The following is a 20,650-nucleotide window of genomic DNA, read 5'->3' as shown; positions in this document are numbered from 1 at the left end:
ATGCCTGCGGCTTCGCTGTTTAGCGGGAGTATGCTTTTTTAGTTTTGTTATAGGTGATAGCCATATCAATGAAGTAATAAATTTTTTCTTTCTCCTCTTCCGGTAGGGCCTCAATATCTTCTATTCGTTTAAGTAATTTTTTGTCCAGTACCATGCTGGTAGAACCGCCAATCAGGTAGTCCACGGTCACACCCAGTTCATCTGCAATTTTTTTAGCCATCTCAATAGAAGGCTTGATCTCACCACGCTCATAGCGTCCAATAATGGGTGCTGATGTTCCCACTCTTTTAGCCAGTTCGTCCTGGGATATTTTAAGCTGCTTACGTTGCGTAGCAATGTGTTCGCCAAAAGTCATAAAAAGGTACTTTAAATACCCTGTAAATGCAGGGGGTTAACAAATTTAGTTACTTATTTAGGCTAGTCAAAATAAATAAGTATTGGTTAATTGAAACCAATCCATTACTTTTGTTACCAATTAGTACTATAAAATATTTTTCCACATGGCAACAAAACAAATCCGACTAGTAAAGCTGCATGGCAAATATCAGGAATTAAAAGATTGCTACAATCCGGGCGGGCGCTATGTTGCGTGGCTCAATGTCAGTGGGCTATGGTTAGAGAAAGCAGGTTTTAATGTGGGGGATCAGGTGGAGATTACAGTGGGAGAAGAAACACTGATAATAAAAAGAAAGCCTGGTCATGGAAATCAAGGACATTAAGCAGCAGTTGTCTATCGGTCAGGTGCTTATCCACTATGGTTTACAGCCTGATAAGCATCATCGGGTATTGTGTCCGTTCCATCCTGATAAAACACCTTCATTACAGCTTTACCCTAAAACAGACACCTATCATTGCTTTAGTAGTAACTGTAATGCAGGTACCGGTGATGTAATCAGGTTTATACAGCTGATAGAAAAGTGTAGCACACATGAAGCTATTATGAAAGCTAAGTCCTTGTTGGGTGCAGGTAATGTAGCACCTCTAATGCGAGTATCTGAAATCCCGTCATCATTAAGTAATGAAGCGGATCTGTTAGAGCGGGAAGCGTTAATGGCAAAGGTGTTCAGTTCTTTTAAAAAAGCATTACCCGCCAGTAAAAAAGCCACCCAGTACCTGCAATGTCGTAGTATAGATTACGGGCTGCATGATATGGGTTATAACAGTGGCGGATTACATATTGAAAGTAAAAACCACCACCTGGTTAATAGCATGGTAAAGTATGGGCTGCTGAAAGCTAATGCAGTACATGGTTACAGCGTATGGGCAAAGGAGTGCATAATCTTCCCTTTACGTAATCATGAAAATAAGATAGTATGCCTATATGGTCGTAGCATCAATAATAATGAAGATCAGCGGCATTTTTATTTAACCGGACGGTCTGGCCTATATCCCTGTTACCCTACACCCGCTGCCACAAGGTTAATACTTACAGAAAGTGTAATAGATGCTGCCAGTCTGTTACAGCAAGCGGAAATCAGTACAGCGTATGAAGTATTAGCCTTGTATGGCACTAATGGTCTTACTACGGAACATCAGCAGGCCATCATTGCCAGCACCGGTTTACAGGAGATTATCTTTATGCTGGATGGTGATGATGCAGGAAAAGTAGCTACTATAAAACACAGTAACACGTTATTGCAGTTGCTTCCCCGTGTAAAGATCACTACAGTAAACCTTCCGGATGGTGAGGATATAAACAGCGTGCTGCAATCCCATGATGATAGCCGTGTCCTGGTAGAACTGATCGAAGGCAGGCAGCCCGTGTCTTTTTATACTGTACCAGAAACCGTACCTGCTGAAAGTCTTACTACACCTGTATTGGTAGAGGGTGATACCAGACTAAATACAGTTAATCCGGAGTTGTTAATTTATGATGGTGGTGTATTGCTTATTACTGTTTTAGGTGGTATTAAAATAACCGGTTTAGACCGGTTGCGGGTGACGCTGAAAATAGAGCATAAGCAAAAACAGTTATTGCCGTTACGCCATCATCTGGACCTTTATAACCATAGCCATACACAAGGGTTAATCAGCCAGGTATCAGTGTCCTATGACATGAGCCAGCAGGTAGTTACGGCCGTTATTGCGCAGCTTACAAATGGGCTTGAAGGTTACCGGGTACAGCGTATGGAAAGTATGCAACCTAAGCCAGCAGCTAAACCGGAGTTGTCACCCGCACAGCGTGAAGCAGCTATTAATTACCTGAAAGCGCCTGATCTGTTAAAACGCACTGGTGAAGATATAGGCAGGTCGGGCCTTGTAGGGGAAGAAGTAAACCGTATGATTGCTTACCTGGTGTACAGCAGCCGCAAACAACATACCCCGCTGCATATTATGTTTTTGGGCAGCAGTGGCAGCGGTAAAACCTATCTGCAGGAACGGGTATCAGACCTGATCCCTGCAGGAGAGAAAATAGAGATTACCCAAATCACGGAAAATGCGTTTTACTACTTTAAGCAGGACGAGTTAAAACATAAGCTGCTGCTGATCGAGGATCTGGACGGGGCGGAAACCTCCCTGTATCCCTTGCGGGAGCTGCAAAGTAAAAAGCGTATCACTAAAACGGTTACACTAAAAGACAATAAAGGCAACCTGAAAACGGTTACTGTTACGGTAGACGGCCCGGTAAGTGTGAGTGGTTGTACGACGCGGGAAAAGCTATACGAAGATAATGCCAACCGTTGCCTGCTGTTATATGTGGATGCTAGTAAGGAACAGGACCGCCGTATAATGGAATACCAGACCCGCCAGAGTGCGGGAGCCGTTAACTACAGCCAGGAACAGGCTATTAAACAGCTTTTTAAGAATGTACAGCAGGTGCTGCAACCGGTACGGGTGGTGAATCCTTATGCAGGTTGTATCCAGCTACCGGAGCAAATTTTTAAGCCACGCAGAACTATGACGCTGTTATTATCGTTTATAGAAACGATTACCTTTTATCATCAGTATCAGCGGGAAGTAAAGCGGGATAGTAACGGGCAGCCCTATATTGAAACTACGCCGGATGATATTGCGTCAGCGTTCGAGTTGTTAAAGGAGGTGATGTTTAGTAAGGGTGATGAACTGGCAAAGGCTACAAGAATCTTTTTAGAGCAGCTAAAAGATTATCTTCATAATAAAGGGGAGGATAGTTTTACTCCCCAGCAGGTAAGAAAGCAGTTCCGGTTACAACCCCGTACCGTACAGCGTTACATCAGGGAGTTACATCAATACGGTTATATCCGTCAAGTAAGCGGTTATAAACACCGTCAGGGTTTTGAATATGTTATCTTAGATGGCAATGAATATAAGGAGCTTACCCGCCTTATAGATGATCAATTACAAGTAATACTCTCCGGGTTAAAATCTACTACGTCTACTGCGACAGTACTACGACAGTGAGTTACTGTCGTAGTAAGAGGTGCCACAGTAAAGGTTTTAGTCCACTGCGACAACTACGACAGTGAAAAAGACTATAGTAGTAATTTTTATCTTCTCTTTTACCCCGTTAGTCCCTCCCTTATTATTAAAATTTATTGTTTATGGAAACAGTGTACGTACTGCACAGTAATGAGCATGTATTACTATGTGCAGGCTTTAAGCAGTGGCTTGAAACGGTTAATTATGCGGAGTGTAGCGTATATAACCTGCCGCGTTATGTAGGTGGGTTCCTGTATTATCAGGAGCAGCGCGGTAAGATGGGGCTGCAGCAGCTAATGGCAGCCGATGCCACCAGCTATATAGATCACCTGAAAATGCAAACCGGTATCCGTACTGGCCGTGGATATAGTGCAGGACATATTAATAAGTACGTGCAGGCTTTACAACTGTTTAGCCGTTACCTGCGTGAAACCAGTAAAAGCGGGATAGGCTTTAATCTGGAATGGTTGGAGGATAGCAGAAATAAACCTGTATGGTTAACCGTGCAGGAAATCCAGCAACTATATGAGGCTACAGATGATAGTGTGTTAGGTCTGCGTGACCAAGCTATACTGGCGGTGTTCTATGGTTGTGGGCTGCGACTGAATGAGGGAGCCGGTCTTGAGGTAGGCGATGTTGTTACAGATCGTCGGTTATTGTATGTACGTAAAGGTAAGGGGTACAAGGAAAGGTATGTACCTATGGCTGGTGGCAGTTACGAACAGTTGCGGTTATACATAGAACATGGCCGCCCTCAGTTGTTGCAAACATCTTCACAAATGCTGTTTATAGGCGCAAATAAGGGCAGAGGGCTCACGAAGCAGAGTTTATATGTACGTATTAAGGGACTGGCTAAAAAGGCCGGATTAATCAAAAATATAGGCACACATACGCTGCGGCACAGCATAGCCACCCACTTGTTACAATCAGGTATGAGCCTTGAACAGATACAGGATTTTTTAGGACATGAGGTATTAGACAGCACACAGATTTATACTCACCTTGTAAATGATATGCTATGATGTTCACTGATTATCTAAAGCAGAAGGGGCACAGTGGCTCTACCATCAGCACTTACAACAAGTACCTGGCCTACCTTACAGAGTGGTTACAACAGGAGCAGTTATCAGCTGATGTTATCAGTTATACGGAACTGCTGGATTTTATCCGTCATCTGCAATCCATGAATAAAAGTAAAGCCCTGATAAATGCTATCTTATGCCCGGTGCGACATTACTTTAATTACCTGGTGGCGGAAAGTAAACGTACCGATAACCCCGCTACAGGCTTGTTTATGAAAGGCATTATCCGGCGGTTGCCTAATAGCCTGTTAAGCCATGATGAAATGATCCATCTATATGAATGTTACAGGTTGCAATTACTGGTAGATGCCTCAAAGAAAATTATGTTAGGTCTGATAATCCATCAGGGAGTAACGGTGGAGGAACTGAAACGGCTATATGTAACGGATATTTACCTAAAGGAAGGTAAGGTTTTTATTAGTGGCAGCAGTCATAGTAATGAAAGGTGGCTAAGGCTGGAAGCTACGCAGGTGCTGGAACTACAAGCCTATATAAAAGCTAATAAGTTTAAAACCGGTCCGTTGCTACAGGAAAATAAGAAACGCAAAGCGAGTGCTAATAACATCGTAAATCAGGTGGGTGGTATGATGCGGCAGTTACGGCAGCTTAATGCTAAAGTGATCGATGCAAAGCAGATCAGGAGCAGTGTAATAACAAATTGGTTAAAACAATACAACCTGCGACAGGTGCAGTATATGGCTGGTCACCGGTATGTGAGTAGTACGCAGCGTTATAAACTCAGCAACATGGATGATCTTCAAAATGCCTTGCAACGGTACCATCCGTTGAAATAGTGCGGGTTCTATCTAAAATGATATATCCCTACCCGTTATTATAAAGCCTTTATGTTGAAGGAAAAGCGGTCTCACTGCGGGCTTAGTCGGCAAAAAGGCGCGCCAGTCCTACGCTTGCCCCTTGCGCTGCGCTCCAGGGGCTGCGCTGTGGCCTGTCACGCTTTTTGCGCTCCCTCGCCCTCCGTTCGTCCAGCTCCCGGTCTGGCTAAGGGCTGTTTTTAATCGTGGTTGCCTTAATGCCCGCCATCCCTTCGCTGTCCATTTTTGTCCGCCCCCCGCTATCCCCCCTGGCCTTCCATTTTTGATTTTGCCGTCCGCTGGCGCTCCCGGCGAGATAAAGGACGAAGGCGCGGCCTGCTGCGGCTCGCCCTCGCTAGGCCCTTCCGCTGCGCTTCAGGGCCTGCGCTCTGGCTGCCGCCGCAGCGGCCAGGGGGGAATGGCGGTGTGGGGCGGAAGACCGTTTTGTTAGGGCGACAGAATATAGCCATCAGCGTTATACCGCTGGCCCGGCGGCGGAAGAATAAGCTGCGTGAACATCAGCAGTAGTACCCTGATCAGCTTTTGTACAATCGCGCTTCCGTCCGGGGATGGATGATGTGGGGGACAGCAGAATATAGGCTGAACGATAAATCTATGATCAACATGAGAATATAAAACCAGCAGCAGTAACACATTATCCATCCCCGGACGGTGACCGCGTTTTATGACCGATCAGATTTTTTTCTTTCATATGAAAAAATAAAATCCGTTATTTTTAGGCGGTAGGAGTTCTTTGAGACCGGTATTGGAGGAGACGCTATTATTATCCGTTTGGGTTGACAATGGCGGGGATTAGTTCGAATGCGTTGAAGGGGAGTAATTATGCGGAAAATAGGAAGAAATATAACGGAAATGAGTTGCAATCAGGGGAGTTCAGTGATGGATCAGGGTTGGATTTGTATGATTTTAATGCTCGTACCTACAATGCTCAAATAGGAAGATTCTTACAAATAGATCCTGAAATTGAGAATAATCAGGAAGATTTAACACCATATCATTTTGCATTTAATAATCCGGTTAGATATGGTGACCCAGATGGAAGAAACCCTATTGTACTTGTTCCAATAGTAATTGAGGCAATTGAAGTTGCACTTTTTAGTTATCGAACCTATGCTACGGTAAATACAGCTATTAATTTGTTATCAGAGGGAGTGGGAAAAGATGGAGCTAAGCCTAAGGGGAAAGAAGTGACCCCTGCGGCTAAAGATGAGACAGCAGTTCCATTGCCAGCCCCAGAAAAAGTCATTGATGAAAAATCAAAGCCTCAGGTATCTCCGGAAGTTGCTGATAAACTGGAGAAAATGGAATCCATAACAATACCTGAAAAACATGGTGGAGGTAAGAATGGGCAACATGCTAATCAAAAAGCTAGAGAATCAGCAAAAGATAGATATGAGGCGGCAAAAAAAGAATACGAGGCATTAAAAAGCAAGCCCAACAAGACAAAGGATGACAAGGCCTCATTGGATAAATTAAAGAGAACTGTAGATCATGAAAAGAAGAAAATGGACAATACAGGAGAAAATCATAGTAGAAAAGCTAAGGGAAGTAATTAATAAATTAGGGTATGGATATATATACATTTATTATGGAATTTAGAGGCGGGACATATATTAGTCAGGTTAATGGATCTAATATAAATGCTGCTATGATTTTGTGGGGTAAAAGTTTGGATTTGTCTCAGGTGAAGTTTTTAGGTGAGAAAGGGAAATCGGAATTACAAATTGAGCTTAATAATGAACGTCCAGCTAAAGTTGAAGGAGTTGAGAATGTTTGGTTCTTTTGTTTAAGGATAAAGCCTGGTCTTATTATGGTAAATGTGATAAAAACAGCAGAAACATAAAGACTTATGTTATTGTCGTAACTGGATCCGCTAAACAGCGAAGCCGCAGGCAATGCCTGCGGCTTCGCTGTTTAGCGGGAGTATGCTTTTTTAGTTTTGTTATAGGTGATAGCCATATCAATGAAGTAATAAATTTTTTCTTTCTCCTCTTCCGGTAGGGCCTCAATATCTTCTATTCGTTTAAGTAATTTTTTGTCCAGTACCATGCTGGTAGAACCGCCAATCAGGTAGTCCACGGTCACACCCAGTTCATCTGCAATTTTTTTAGCCATCTCAATAGAAGGCTTGATCTCACCACGCTCATAGCGTCCAATAATGGGTGCTGATGTTCCCACTCTTTTAGCCAGTTCGTCCTGGGATATTTTAAGCTGCTTACGTTGCGTAGCAATGTGTTCGCCAAAAGTCATAAAAAGGTACTTTAAATACCCTGTAAATGCAGGGGGTTAACAAATTTAGTTACTTATTTAGGCTAGTCAAAATAAATAAGTATTGGTTAATTGAAACCAATCCATTACTTTTGTTACCAATTAGTACTATAAAATATTTTTCCACATGGCAACAAAACAAATCCGACTAGTAAAGCTGCATGGCAAATATCAGGAATTAAAAGATTGCTACAATCCGGGCGGGCGCTATGTTGCGTGGCTCAATGTCAGTGGGCTATGGTTAGAGAAAGCAGGTTTTAATGTGGGGGATCAGGTGGAGATTACAGTGGGAGAAGAAACACTGATAATAAAAAGAAAGCCTGGTCATGGAAATCAAGGACATTAAGCAGCAGTTGTCTATCGGTCAGGTGCTTATCCACTATGGTTTACAGCCTGATAAGCATCATCGGGTATTGTGTCCGTTCCATCCTGATAAAACACCTTCATTACAGCTTTACCCTAAAACAGACACCTATCATTGCTTTAGTAGTAACTGTAATGCAGGTACCGGTGATGTAATCAGGTTTATACAGCTGATAGAAAAGTGTAGCACACATGAAGCTATTATGAAAGCTAAGTCCTTGTTGGGTGCAGGTAATGTAGCACCTCTAATGCGAGTATCTGAAATCCCGTCATCATTAAGTAATGAAGCGGATCTGTTAGAGCGGGAAGCGTTAATGGCAAAGGTGTTCAGTTCTTTTAAAAAAGCATTACCCGCCAGTAAAAAAGCCACCCAGTACCTGCAATGTCGTAGTATAGATTACGGGCTGCATGATATGGGTTATAACAGTGGCGGATTACATATTGAAAGTAAAAACCACCACCTGGTTAATAGCATGGTAAAGTATGGGCTGCTGAAAGCTAATGCAGTACATGGTTACAGCGTATGGGCAAAGGAGTGCATAATCTTCCCTTTACGTAATCATGAAAATAAGATAGTATGCCTATATGGTCGTAGCATCAATAATAATGAAGATCAGCGGCATTTTTATTTAACCGGACGGTCTGGCCTATATCCCTGTTACCCTACACCCGCTGCCACAAGGTTAATACTTACAGAAAGTGTAATAGATGCTGCCAGTCTGTTACAGCAAGCGGAAATCAGTACAGCGTATGAAGTATTAGCCTTGTATGGCACTAATGGTCTTACTACGGAACATCAGCAGGCCATCATTGCCAGCACCGGTTTACAGGAGATTATCTTTATGCTGGATGGTGATGATGCAGGAAAAGTAGCTACTATAAAACACAGTAACACGTTATTGCAGTTGCTTCCCCGTGTAAAGATCACTACAGTAAACCTTCCGGATGGTGAGGATATAAACAGCGTGCTGCAATCCCATGATGATAGCCGTGTCCTGGTAGAACTGATCGAAGGCAGGCAGCCCGTGTCTTTTTATACTGTACCAGAAACCGTACCTGCTGAAAGTCTTACTACACCTGTATTGGTAGAGGGTGATACCAGACTAAATACAGTTAATCCGGAGTTGTTAATTTATGATGGTGGTGTATTGCTTATTACTGTTTTAGGTGGTATTAAAATAACCGGTTTAGACCGGTTGCGGGTGACGCTGAAAATAGAGCATAAGCAAAAACAGTTATTGCCGTTACGCCATCATCTGGACCTTTATAACCATAGCCATACACAAGGGTTAATCAGCCAGGTATCAGTGTCCTATGACATGAGCCAGCAGGTAGTTACGGCCGTTATTGCGCAGCTTACAAATGGGCTTGAAGGTTACCGGGTACAGCGTATGGAAAGTATGCAACCTAAGCCAGCAGCTAAACCGGAGTTGTCACCCGCACAGCGTGAAGCAGCTATTAATTACCTGAAAGCGCCTGATCTGTTAAAACGCACTGGTGAAGATATAGGCAGGTCGGGCCTTGTAGGGGAAGAAGTAAACCGTATGATTGCTTACCTGGTGTACAGCAGCCGCAAACAACATACCCCGCTGCATATTATGTTTTTGGGCAGCAGTGGCAGCGGTAAAACCTATCTGCAGGAACGGGTATCAGACCTGATCCCTGCAGGAGAGAAAATAGAGATTACCCAAATCACGGAAAATGCGTTTTACTACTTTAAGCAGGACGAGTTAAAACATAAGCTGCTGCTGATCGAGGATCTGGACGGGGCGGAAACCTCCCTGTATCCCTTGCGGGAGCTGCAAAGTAAAAAGCGTATCACTAAAACGGTTACACTAAAAGACAATAAAGGCAACCTGAAAACGGTTACTGTTACGGTAGACGGCCCGGTAAGTGTGAGTGGTTGTACGACGCGGGAAAAGCTATACGAAGATAATGCCAACCGTTGCCTGCTGTTATATGTGGATGCTAGTAAGGAACAGGACCGCCGTATAATGGAATACCAGACCCGCCAGAGTGCGGGAGCCGTTAACTACAGCCAGGAACAGGCTATTAAACAGCTTTTTAAGAATGTACAGCAGGTGCTGCAACCGGTACGGGTGGTGAATCCTTATGCAGGTTGTATCCAGCTACCGGAGCAAATTTTTAAGCCACGCAGAACTATGACGCTGTTATTATCGTTTATAGAAACGATTACCTTTTATCATCAGTATCAGCGGGAAGTAAAGCGGGATAGTAACGGGCAGCCCTATATTGAAACTACGCCGGATGATATTGCGTCAGCGTTCGAGTTGTTAAAGGAGGTGATGTTTAGTAAGGGTGATGAACTGGCAAAGGCTACAAGAATCTTTTTAGAGCAGCTAAAAGATTATCTTCATAATAAAGGGGAGGATAGTTTTACTCCCCAGCAGGTAAGAAAGCAGTTCCGGTTACAACCCCGTACCGTACAGCGTTACATCAGGGAGTTACATCAATACGGTTATATCCGTCAAGTAAGCGGTTATAAACACCGTCAGGGTTTTGAATATGTTATCTTAGATGGCAATGAATATAAGGAGCTTACCCGCCTTATAGATGATCAATTACAAGTAATACTCTCCGGGTTAAAATCTACTACGTCTACTGCGACAGTACTACGACAGTGAGTTACTGTCGTAGTAAGAGGTGCCACAGTAAAGGTTTTAGTCCACTGCGACAACTACGACAGTGAAAAAGACTATAGTAGTAATTTTTATCTTCTCTTTTACCCCGTTAGTCCCTCCCTTATTATTAAAATTTATTGTTTATGGAAACAGTGTACGTACTGCACAGTAATGAGCATGTATTACTATGTGCAGGCTTTAAGCAGTGGCTTGAAACGGTTAATTATGCGGAGTGTAGCGTATATAACCTGCCGCGTTATGTAGGTGGGTTCCTGTATTATCAGGAGCAGCGCGGTAAGATGGGGCTGCAGCAGCTAATGGCAGCCGATGCCACCAGCTATATAGATCACCTGAAAATGCAAACCGGTATCCGTACTGGCCGTGGATATAGTGCAGGACATATTAATAAGTACGTGCAGGCTTTACAACTGTTTAGCCGTTACCTGCGTGAAACCAGTAAAAGCGGGATAGGCTTTAATCTGGAATGGTTGGAGGATAGCAGAAATAAACCTGTATGGTTAACCGTGCAGGAAATCCAGCAACTATATGAGGCTACAGATGATAGTGTGTTAGGTCTGCGTGACCAAGCTATACTGGCGGTGTTCTATGGTTGTGGGCTGCGACTGAATGAGGGAGCCGGTCTTGAGGTAGGCGATGTTGTTACAGATCGTCGGTTATTGTATGTACGTAAAGGTAAGGGGTACAAGGAAAGGTATGTACCTATGGCTGGTGGCAGTTACGAACAGTTGCGGTTATACATAGAACATGGCCGCCCTCAGTTGTTGCAAACATCTTCACAAATGCTGTTTATAGGCGCAAATAAGGGCAGAGGGCTCACGAAGCAGAGTTTATATGTACGTATTAAGGGACTGGCTAAAAAGGCCGGATTAATCAAAAATATAGGCACACATACGCTGCGGCACAGCATAGCCACCCACTTGTTACAATCAGGTATGAGCCTTGAACAGATACAGGATTTTTTAGGACATGAGGTATTAGACAGCACACAGATTTATACTCACCTTGTAAATGATATGCTATGATGTTCACTGATTATCTAAAGCAGAAGGGGCACAGTGGCTCTACCATCAGCACTTACAACAAGTACCTGGCCTACCTTACAGAGTGGTTACAACAGGAGCAGTTATCAGCTGATGTTATCAGTTATACGGAACTGCTGGATTTTATCCGTCATCTGCAATCCATGAATAAAAGTAAAGCCCTGATAAATGCTATCTTATGCCCGGTGCGACATTACTTTAATTACCTGGTGGCGGAAAGTAAACGTACCGATAACCCCGCTACAGGCTTGTTTATGAAAGGCATTATCCGGCGGTTGCCTAATAGCCTGTTAAGCCATGATGAAATGATCCATCTATATGAATGTTACAGGTTGCAATTACTGGTAGATGCCTCAAAGAAAATTATGTTAGGTCTGATAATCCATCAGGGAGTAACGGTGGAGGAACTGAAACGGCTATATGTAACGGATATTTACCTAAAGGAAGGTAAGGTTTTTATTAGTGGCAGCAGTCATAGTAATGAAAGGTGGCTAAGGCTGGAAGCTACGCAGGTGCTGGAACTACAAGCCTATATAAAAGCTAATAAGTTTAAAACCGGTCCGTTGCTACAGGAAAATAAGAAACGCAAAGCGAGTGCTAATAACATCGTAAATCAGGTGGGTGGTATGATGCGGCAGTTACGGCAGCTTAATGCTAAAGTGATCGATGCAAAGCAGATCAGGAGCAGTGTAATAACAAATTGGTTAAAACAATACAACCTGCGACAGGTGCAGTATATGGCTGGTCACCGGTATGTGAGTAGTACGCAGCGTTATAAACTCAGCAACATGGATGATCTTCAAAATGCCTTGCAACGGTACCATCCGTTGAAATAGTGCGGGTTCTATCTAAAATGATATATCCCTACCCGTTATTATAAAGCCTTTATGTTGAAGGAAAAGCGGTCTCACTGCGGGCTTAGTCGGCAAAAAGGCGCGCCAGTCCTACGCTTGCCCCTTGCGCTGCGCTCCAGGGGCTGCGCTGTGGCCTGTCACGCTTTTTGCGCTCCCTCGCCCTCCGTTCGTCCAGCTCCCGGTCTGGCTAAGGGCTGTTTTTAATCGTGGTTGCCTTAATGCCCGCCATCCCTTCGCTGTCCATTTTTGTCCGCCCCCCGCTATCCCCCCTGGCCTTCCATTTTTGATTTTGCCGTCCGCTGGCGCTCCCGGCGAGATAAAGGACGAAGGCGCGGCCTGCTGCGGCTCGCCCTCGCTAGGCCCTTCCGCTGCGCTTCAGGGCCTGCGCTCTGGCTGCCGCCGCAGCGGCCAGGGGGGAATGGCGGTGTGGGGCGGAAGACCGTTTTGTTAGGGCGACAGAATATAGCCATCAGCGTTATACCGCTGGCCCGGCGGCGGAAGAATAAGCTGCGTGAACATCAGCAGTAGTACCCTGATCAGCTTTTGTACAATCGCGCTTCCGTCCGGGGATGGATGATGTGGGGGACAGCAGAATATAGGCTGAACGATAAATCTATGATCAACATGAGAATATAAAACCAGCAGCAGTAACACATTATCCATCCCCGGACGGTGACCGCGTTTTATGACCGATCAGATTTTTTTCTTTCATATGAAAAAATAAAATCCGTTATTTTTAGGCGGTAGGAGTTCTTTGAGACCGGTATTGGAGGAGACGCTATTATTATCCGTTTGGGTTGACGATGGCGGGGATTAGTTCCAATGCGTTGAAAGGAGTGAATTATCCGGAAAATCGAATGAAATATAACGGGATGGAGTTGCAGAGTAGGGAGTTTGGAGATGGCTTCGGGTTGGAGTTATATGATTATGGAGCAAGGATGTATGATATACAGATAGGAAGATGGCACGTGTTAGATCCTTTAGCAGATAAGATGCGTCGACACTCACCATATAATTATGCTTTTGATAATCCGATAAGGTTTATTGATCCGGATGGAATGGGACCCGAAGATATCATTTTGAAAGGAGATAAGGATTTTAAGGACAAGGCGCTAGCTAGCCTACAAAAGCTGACAAGTGCAACTTTGGTAATGAGGGAAGATGGAAAAGTAGAAGAAACAAATGCTGGTGATGGCACAAAACCAGAAGGAACTGCCTTAGTTAGTGGGCTAATTGCATCCAAACATATTACGACTATTTCTGAAGGGAAAGGTGATGAATCAAATGAAACAGACCCGACGGATTCTAAAGGTGCTGTAGATCCTAAAGTAGGGTCTGGATCTATAGTGCGTTTTAACCCGGAAGACAATGGAGGGAGAATACTTAATGAAGATGGAACAACGGGTAGACCTCCTCAGGTGGGACTCGCTCATGAGTTGATACATGCCGAGAATAATAAAAATGGACAACATGATCCGTCGGAAATGCCTAAGATAATTGATCCTGATAATGCTAATTTGCCAATAAATTTACCTATGTCTAGAGAAGAAGTAAAAACCAGGCAAAAGGACTCAAGGATTCGGGGAGAGCAGGGCGCTAAACCAAGGATGCAGCCATTTTATCCAATTCCTCCGAAGCTCAAGCCATTGGAGTATAAGTTTGATCTGAAATTAAGTCCGATTAGAAAAAAATCACTATTATGATTATTTTATTCAATTTTTACTTATTTATATTAGGGGTCTTTAACAATATGCAAGAGCCAAATATTTATAACTTATTTTATCATTGGAATAAGACCAGTCTTGCAGCTTTGGATATGACAACAAGATCAGCTAATAATGACCAAGAGAGGAATTTATATCAAAGTAAGCTTGATGCAATGTCTGATATTTGGAAAATTAAGCCTGGCAGTATTAATAACGAATCTTTAAGGTGGCTTTTTTTAGAACAGATCAGCCCTGATTTTGATTGGAAGGATAAGGACTGGGCGGTTATTGAAGTGAAGAAGAGTGGAGAAAGGATAAGCCTAATGAACTATCTAATCTATTATCATGAGAATGAAACTAAAATTATAGTTTATGACTACAATAGAGGGAAATGGATTAAGCTCAAAGAGAGTATCGAGCACTTTAGAATTAATGATCTTATTCGCTCAGACATAAAAGTGCCAATTAACGAAGGGCGAAATTTCTGCGATATTGTTGTTACAGATTTTAGGTCCACAACACCTTTACATTCAATGTTCTTCGTTGAAAATACACTCGCACAAAGCAGTGTGATTGCTGCGATTATTGCACGATAGAAGATTGAAGGCGATATACATAAAGTCTGAATAAAGAATAAAAGTTTTATGAGGGCGTCTTCTGACCGGAAGGCGCCTTTTGATTTGGTGGTATTGAAATAAAGCAGAGCTCAGCCAATTACCGATATTGACCTAGGTCAATATCGGTGATGGAGAAGAGTCGGCCCGCTTTGTTTTCTTCACAATTTTGTTTTGTTTTTTTTGATTGGCTATAAAGTTCTGTGAAGCACAGCTGGAGGATGAGAAAATAACAATGAGAATAGTAAATCCTATTGCTTTCATGATGATTTAACAGTAAAAGGAATTATTTTCTTATTCAACTTTCTATAGCTGGTTTCCTTTCTTTGAAATGTATCAGGAAAGAAGACAATTTATAGGGACGCATATCTAAAAAAAATCAGCTAGCAAAAAATAGGAAAACAAGTACTTAAATATAGTAAAACCCTATTTCTTTCTGGTAAAACTTTTTCAACAGTTCCCGGTATCAGCCCTCGTAAATTTAAAAATCAGTTCCTTATTGTCTACTTGCATAAACGCAAAAACCTTTTTATGCCCCCATTTGCCCCGCGCCGCATTGTTTTTTTTCTTTACTTTGTCCATAGAAGCAGCTAATCACTTTCACTTTATGTTCCACGCAAACGAAATAAAGGAATGGCAGCGTCGTATCAGCTCATACGACGACGAAGTGGCGTATAGGGAACTGTTCCTGCGCTTCTATAAGCCGCTGCTGAAGTTTGCCACCTCTTTTGTGAAGTCTGCCGAAACAGCCGAAGAAGTAGTATCCGATGTGTTCATCAGCCTGTGGGAGCGCCGCCAGCAGCTGGAAAATGTGAATAACCTGCAGGTATACCTTTATGTAAGCGTAAAAAACACCTCGCTGAAATACCTGCTCAAACAAAGGAAGCAGTCTGCGATTACCATTGATGAATTATCTGTAGAGCTGGCAAGCCCGCACCAGAACCCGGAGCAAATGCTGCTGACGGCAGAGATGCTCTCGCGCATTGAGGCCGCCATCGAAGGACTGCCGCCCCGTTGCAAGATCATTTTTAAGCTGATCCGTGAAGATGGCCTGAAATATAAAGAGATAGCAGAAATCCTGAATGTATCCGTTAAAACCATTGATAACCAGCTGGCCGTTGCCCTCGCTAAAATAGCCAGGGTATTGAATGTGCAGTTGAAGAAATCCTCCCGCTGATACCCCGCCCGGAAAATATTTTTGTTTCCTTTAGTAGATATTGATTTCAAATGGTACCTATATACAGAGTAGCTATCGAAACGTTATGAATAATAAGCGCGTATGGGAATTGATTGGCAGAAAACTGGCCGGAGAAGCATCTGCAGAAGAACTGCAGGAGCTGGAAGGTTTATTGCGTGCCTACCCTGATCTTCACTTTCCCGTGGAAGCCATTACAGATATCTGGAAAACCACGCCTGATCCGGCCGACAGGGCAGAAGGAGAGGACGCGCATACCCGTCTTATTGGCCGTATGCAGGAGAAGGGGATAGCTATTGGTTTATCTGCAGAAGAACAACAGTCTGCCATTTTCCAGCTGGAAACCCGGACAAGAAGTCCATGGCTGCGTTACCTGGCTGCCGCTGCAGTTGCCGGCATCCTCATTGCAGCAGCCACCTGGTGGTGGCCTGCGGGAAAAGCGGTACATGCACCGGCCATCAGCGAAGTATCCACCCGCAACGGTTCCCGCACTTCTATACAATTGCCCGATGGCTCACATGTATGGCTCAACGCCGGCAGTAAACTTACCTACAGCAAAGATTTTGGCAACAGCAACCGCGAAGTAAACCTTAGCGGCGAAGCTTTTTTTGATATCGCTAAAAACGCAGATTATCCTTTTATTATCCATACTGCCCGCATGGATGTGAGAGTATTGGGTACCCGGTTTAACCTGAAGGCTTATCCGGGAGATAAAATGACAGAAGCCACACTGCTGCAGGGCAGCATTGAAGCTTCCCTCGCCAGCCGCCCCGGTGAACGGATCATCCTGAAACCCACAGAGAAAATCCTGGTATCAGATGACTCTTTACACACGGTAAAAACCAATGATCCGGTGATGGCGGTAAAACATCTTACTTACTATGCTGAAAAAGAAGATGCCATTGTAGAAACTTCCTGGATGGAAAATAAACTCGTATTCCGTGATGAGTCATTTGCATCGCTGGCCGCCCGCATGGAACGCTGGTATGGGGTAACTATTCAGTTTGCAGATAAAAAGAAAGAAGAGCTGCGGTTCACCGGCGTATTTGCACAGGAAAATATTCAACAGGCGTTGCAGGCATTACAAATGACTGCCGCATTTAATTATACCATCCACGGTACTGAAATTATTATTAACCAGTAATATTTCCGTTATGAAAAAAGGAAACAGATTTAATTCGTCTTGAGCTGCTGGTAACTAAAAAGGGAAATGCGCCAACATTTCCCCCTGAAGCATAACAGGAAGCTTCGCCAATCGTGAAAAACAGCTGGCTTCCATTTTATTACCTCTAGATCTAAAAGTATGAAAAAATCGCTAACAACTGCGAAGCGACCTTCCCATGCCTTCAAAAAAGTCTTATTAATTATGAATTGGACCGCCGTACTGCTGCTGGCAGGTGTGCTCCAGGTATCTGCCAATGCGAAGGGGCAGGGAACGATAACCCTCCGGCTCAAAGAAACGGAGATCGCCAAGGTACTCAGTAGTATTGAGAAACAAGGCGAATACCGGTTCCTCTATAACAACGCATTGAAGGATATCAGGAAGAAAGTGGATGTGGATGTGACCAACACACGTCTGGCTGATCTCATGAGCGAAATACTCAACGATACCGGCCTGAAATATAAAGTGATAGAGAACAACCTGGTGGTCATCATGGCTAACACAGGGGAGTTGCAGGATATCAAAATTACCGGTAAAGTAACCAGTAAAGATGGCAATACACCGGTGCCCGGCGCTACTATCAGCATCAAGGGAACCTCCCGCGGAACCGTTACAGGGCCGGATGGCACATATACGCTTACGGTGCCGGAAAACGCTACGCTCCTGGTGTCTTTTATCGGCTTCACCAGCCAGGAAATACCGGTCAACAGCCGCTCTGTGATCAACGTAACCCTGGCAGAATCGGTGAGTATGGTGGAACAGGTGGTAGTAGTGGGTTATGGTGTGCAACGCAAGGTAGATGTTACCGGCGCTATCAGCCAGATCAAAGGAGAAGAAATCAATAAACAGCCTATCAATAACGCAGTAAGCGCCCTCCAGGGAAAAGTGCCCGGCGTAACCATTACCAATATGGGTAAACCCGGCGCAGCACCGGAAATCAAGATCCGTGGTACAGGTACCATCTATGGCAGCGCCAACCCATTATATGTGGTAGACGGTGTGTGGTATGATGATATCAACTTCCTCAACCCTGCCGATATCGAAAATATGAGTATCCTGAAAGATGCTTCCAGCGAAGCTATTTACGGGATACGCGCAGCAAACGGCGTGGTGCTCGTCACCACTAAAAAAGGAAAATCCGGAAAACCAGTCGTGAATTATAACGGCTATGTGGGCTATCAGAAAGTAACCAACGAGGTGAAAATGGCGGATGCCAGCCAGTATGCCACCCTGGTAAATGAACTGCAGGAACGTAATGATAAAGCCCCGTTGTTCGATGATCCTTCCCAGTTTGGAAGAGGCACCGACTGGTACCATCAAACCCTGCGGAATGCAATGGTAACCAATCACCAGTTGTCCGTAAGCGGCGGGTCAGAAAAATCTACCTATAATTTCTCCATAGGTTATCTGCACCAGCAAGGTTTGGTAAATACAAACGACTTTACCCGCTACACTGCCCGGTTACAAAACGACTTCCAGGTATTTGAACCCCTGAAGATTGGTTATACTATTACTGCGTCTGCCAATAAATCAAATGACGTTCCCGACTTTATCTGGCGCCAGTTGTACAGTGCAGGTCCGGTGGTGCCGGTACATTACGCCGATGGTGCTTACGGAGATCCGAACGATTATAACCTCGGTGAAGGCGCGAACTTCAACCCACAGGCAACCCTCGACTTTTTCAACCAGTTCACTAAAAAACAAACCGTTACAGGTAGTTTATATGCCGACCTGCGGTTTGCCAAACACTTTACTTTTCATACAAGCATCGGCGGCGAATATGGCGAAAACCTGATGCGCAATTATGTGCCCGTGTTTGTGGCTACCATTGCGCAACGCGCCAACAACAGTAAACTCACCCGTGAAAATACTGATACCCGCAACTGGATCGTGGAAAATACACTGACCTATCAGAATAAATTTAAAGACCACGACCTGAGAGTACTGCTGGGCCAGGGTGCGCAACGCTATCAAACTTATAAGCTCACTGCCAGCGCACCAAATGTGCCGAATAACAGTGAGGGAGATATGTACCTGAAACTGGGCAGCACTGATGGCAGGCAAATAACAGATGAAGGAGACATCTACACGGTATCTTCTTACTTCGGAAGGATTAACTATTCCTTTAAAAACAGGTACCTCCTCAATGCTTCACTGCGTGCCGACGGCGCCTCCCGGTTCTACGGCGATCAACGTTGGGGTTATTTCCCTTCTTTAGGGGTGGGCTGGATTATCAGCGAGGAAAGCTTTATGAAGCAACAGCACTTCTTCGATAACCTGAAACTGCGTGGCAGCTGGGGCCAGATAGGCAATGCCTCTGTTACTTCCAATATCTCCGTATTGAGAGTAGCCCAGGATCCTTATCTCACTGCAGTTTTTGGTGGTAATGTATACACCGGCGCGAGCATCAACTCCGTAGTGCCGCCTACTACCTATTGGGAAAAAGGCGTAGGTACGGATGTTGGATTGGAAGCCAGTATGCTTAATAACCGCTTGTACCTGGAAGCAGGTTACTATAACCGGAAAACAGTACGCGCCATTTTTGATGTAAACATTCCAGGTTCTGTGGGTACCAATTCAGGTACTATCATCGCTAACCAGGCCGATCTTCAGAACCGCGGTTTTGAATTTGCAGTAAGCTGGAAAAGCCAGATAAAGAAAGACTTTACCTACTCCGTTGGAGGTAACCTCGGCTATAATGAAAACAAAGTATTAAGCGTGGTATCCGGTAAAAATCCTATTTATGGCGGCGGCGGCGGGCTCACCAGTGGCGCACTGAGCACCCGTACTATGCTCGACAGGCCCATAGGTGAGTTTATAGGTTATATGGTAGATGGAATTTTCCAGACAGATGCGGAAGCATTGAACTCCGCACAACCGAAAGCAAGAGCAGGGGACTTTAAATACAGGGATGTAAGCGGACCTAAAGGCGTACCCGATGGCGTTATTGATGCGAACGACCGCGTGCCGCTGGGTAACCCTAATCCTCGCTTCAGCTATGGTATTAACACCTCCTTCACCTGGAAACAATTTGATCTTGCCCTCGATTTCCAGGGCGTTGCAGGTGTAGATGTTTACAATGTAAACCTCGGTGCGCGCTTTGGTAATGAAAATTTCACAAAAGATTTTTATGATAAACGCTGGCATGGACAAGGTACTTCCAATACCTATCCTTCTGCTTTCATCGGCGGCCGCGATAACTACCTGCCCAATTCTTTCTTCGTGGAAAACGGCAGCTACTTCAGGATCAGGAACATCCAGCTGGGATATAACTTCCCCGCTACTATGACGGAAAAATGGGGAATGAAAAACCTGCGCGTATTTGCAAACGCACAGAATGCGTTCAACTTCTTCCAATACCGGGGATTCACACCGGAAATTGGCGGTAAGCCCAGGGAAGCCGGTATCGACAACAACGTATACCCACTCTACGCAACCTACAATTTTGGTGTAAATGTTACTTTCTGATAA

Annotated in this window: 16 protein-coding genes and 1 pseudogene; 15 read left to right on the top strand and 2 right to left on the bottom strand. The window is 44.3% G+C overall.

Translation table 11 applies throughout. The annotated features are described in order from the left end of the window. Window positions 1–19 precede the first annotated feature (19 nt). Window positions 20–355: a helix-turn-helix domain-containing protein gene (locus ACLHR0_RS02655; RefSeq protein ID WP_142688496.1), complete on the bottom strand. Its 336-nt coding sequence runs from the start codon at window positions 353–355 to the stop codon at window positions 20–22. Window positions 356–500: 145 nt separating this feature from the next. On the opposite strand from ACLHR0_RS02655, the gene ACLHR0_RS02650 reads away from it, so the two are divergent. The 6 genes and pseudogenes from ACLHR0_RS02650 (at window position 501) to ACLHR0_RS02625 (ending at window position 7,157) form a co-directional block, all read left to right on the top strand. Then, window positions 501–719 (top strand): SymE family type I addiction module toxin, encoded by a 219-nt coding sequence (locus ACLHR0_RS02650; protein ID WP_436484502.1) that lies wholly within the window; start codon window positions 501–503, stop codon window positions 717–719. Then, window positions 700–3,381: a CHC2 zinc finger domain-containing protein gene (locus tag ACLHR0_RS02645; RefSeq protein WP_436484500.1), complete on the top strand. Its 2,682-nt coding sequence runs from the start codon at window positions 700–702 to the stop codon at window positions 3,379–3,381. The genes ACLHR0_RS02650 and ACLHR0_RS02645 overlap by 20 nt, the downstream gene beginning before the upstream one ends. Window positions 3,382–3,521: 140 nt before the next feature. Further along, entirely contained in the window at window positions 3,522–4,421 is a 900-nt protein-coding gene (locus tag ACLHR0_RS02640; RefSeq protein WP_436484498.1) for a tyrosine-type recombinase/integrase, read from the top strand. Continuing rightward, complete coding sequence (locus ACLHR0_RS02635; protein WP_142688501.1) at window positions 4,418–5,275, top strand: tyrosine-type recombinase/integrase; 858 nt, start codon at window positions 4,418–4,420, stop codon at window positions 5,273–5,275. Before ACLHR0_RS02640 ends, ACLHR0_RS02635 begins: the two co-directional genes overlap by 4 nt. Window positions 5,276–6,087: 812 nt before the next feature. Continuing rightward, a pseudogene (locus tag ACLHR0_RS02630) lies at window positions 6,088–6,870 on the top strand (RHS repeat domain-containing protein); the annotation flags it as partial. Between the two features lie 11 nt (window positions 6,871–6,881). After that, entirely contained in the window at window positions 6,882–7,157 is a 276-nt protein-coding gene (locus tag ACLHR0_RS02625; protein ID WP_142688651.1) for a hypothetical protein, read from the top strand. A 71-nt stretch (window positions 7,158–7,228) separates the two neighbouring features. On the opposite strand, the gene ACLHR0_RS02620 is transcribed toward ACLHR0_RS02625, so the two are convergent. Beyond that, window positions 7,229–7,564 (bottom strand): helix-turn-helix domain-containing protein, encoded by a 336-nt coding sequence (locus tag ACLHR0_RS02620; RefSeq protein ID WP_142688496.1) that lies wholly within the window; start codon window positions 7,562–7,564, stop codon window positions 7,229–7,231. Between the two features lie 145 nt (window positions 7,565–7,709). On the opposite strand from ACLHR0_RS02620, the gene ACLHR0_RS02615 reads away from it, so the two are divergent. The 9 genes from ACLHR0_RS02615 (at window position 7,710) to ACLHR0_RS02575 (ending at window position 20,647) form a co-directional block, all read left to right on the top strand. Beyond that, entirely contained in the window at window positions 7,710–7,928 is a 219-nt protein-coding gene (locus tag ACLHR0_RS02615) for a SymE family type I addiction module toxin (RefSeq protein ID WP_436484502.1), read from the top strand. Next, complete coding sequence (locus ACLHR0_RS02610) at window positions 7,909–10,590, top strand: CHC2 zinc finger domain-containing protein (RefSeq protein WP_436484500.1); 2,682 nt, start codon at window positions 7,909–7,911, stop codon at window positions 10,588–10,590. The genes ACLHR0_RS02615 and ACLHR0_RS02610 overlap by 20 nt, the downstream gene beginning before the upstream one ends. A 140-nt stretch (window positions 10,591–10,730) precedes the next feature. Next, the gene (locus ACLHR0_RS02605) at window positions 10,731–11,630 is read left to right on the top strand and encodes a tyrosine-type recombinase/integrase (protein ID WP_436484498.1); all 900 of its coding nucleotides are present in this window, start codon (window positions 10,731–10,733) and stop codon (window positions 11,628–11,630) included. Continuing rightward, on the top strand, window positions 11,627–12,484 hold the full coding sequence (locus tag ACLHR0_RS02600) for a tyrosine-type recombinase/integrase (RefSeq protein ID WP_142688501.1): 858 nt from the start codon (window positions 11,627–11,629) through the stop codon (window positions 12,482–12,484). Before ACLHR0_RS02605 ends, ACLHR0_RS02600 begins: the two co-directional genes overlap by 4 nt. Window positions 12,485–13,305: 821 nt before the next feature. Further along, window positions 13,306–14,205: an RHS repeat-associated core domain-containing protein gene (locus ACLHR0_RS02595; protein ID WP_436484495.1), complete on the top strand. Its 900-nt coding sequence runs from the start codon at window positions 13,306–13,308 to the stop codon at window positions 14,203–14,205. Continuing rightward, window positions 14,202–14,804, top strand: a complete 603-nt coding sequence (locus tag ACLHR0_RS02590; RefSeq protein WP_436484493.1) for a hypothetical protein — start codon at window positions 14,202–14,204, stop codon at window positions 14,802–14,804. The genes ACLHR0_RS02595 and ACLHR0_RS02590 overlap by 4 nt, the downstream gene beginning before the upstream one ends. A gap of 625 nt (window positions 14,805–15,429) precedes the next feature. Continuing rightward, a complete protein-coding gene (locus tag ACLHR0_RS02585) occupies window positions 15,430–15,999 on the top strand; it encodes an RNA polymerase sigma-70 factor (protein WP_436484491.1) in 570 nt (189 codons plus the stop codon). 85 nt (window positions 16,000–16,084) lie between these two features. After that, on the top strand, window positions 16,085–17,161 hold the full coding sequence (locus ACLHR0_RS02580) for a FecR family protein (protein ID WP_429045237.1): 1,077 nt from the start codon (window positions 16,085–16,087) through the stop codon (window positions 17,159–17,161). 222 nt (window positions 17,162–17,383) lie between these two features. Continuing rightward, window positions 17,384–20,647, top strand: coding sequence for a TonB-dependent receptor (locus ACLHR0_RS02575; protein ID WP_436484489.1), 3,264 nt, complete (start codon window positions 17,384–17,386; stop codon window positions 20,645–20,647). Window positions 20,648–20,650 lie beyond the last annotated feature (3 nt).

Origin of the sequence: Chitinophaga sp. ARDCPP14 (assembly GCF_051362515.1) — a bacterium.
In the GTDB taxonomy this organism is placed as follows: domain Bacteria; phylum Bacteroidota; class Bacteroidia; order Chitinophagales; family Chitinophagaceae; genus Chitinophaga.
This window is presented reverse-complemented; position numbering and strand designations above follow the sequence as displayed.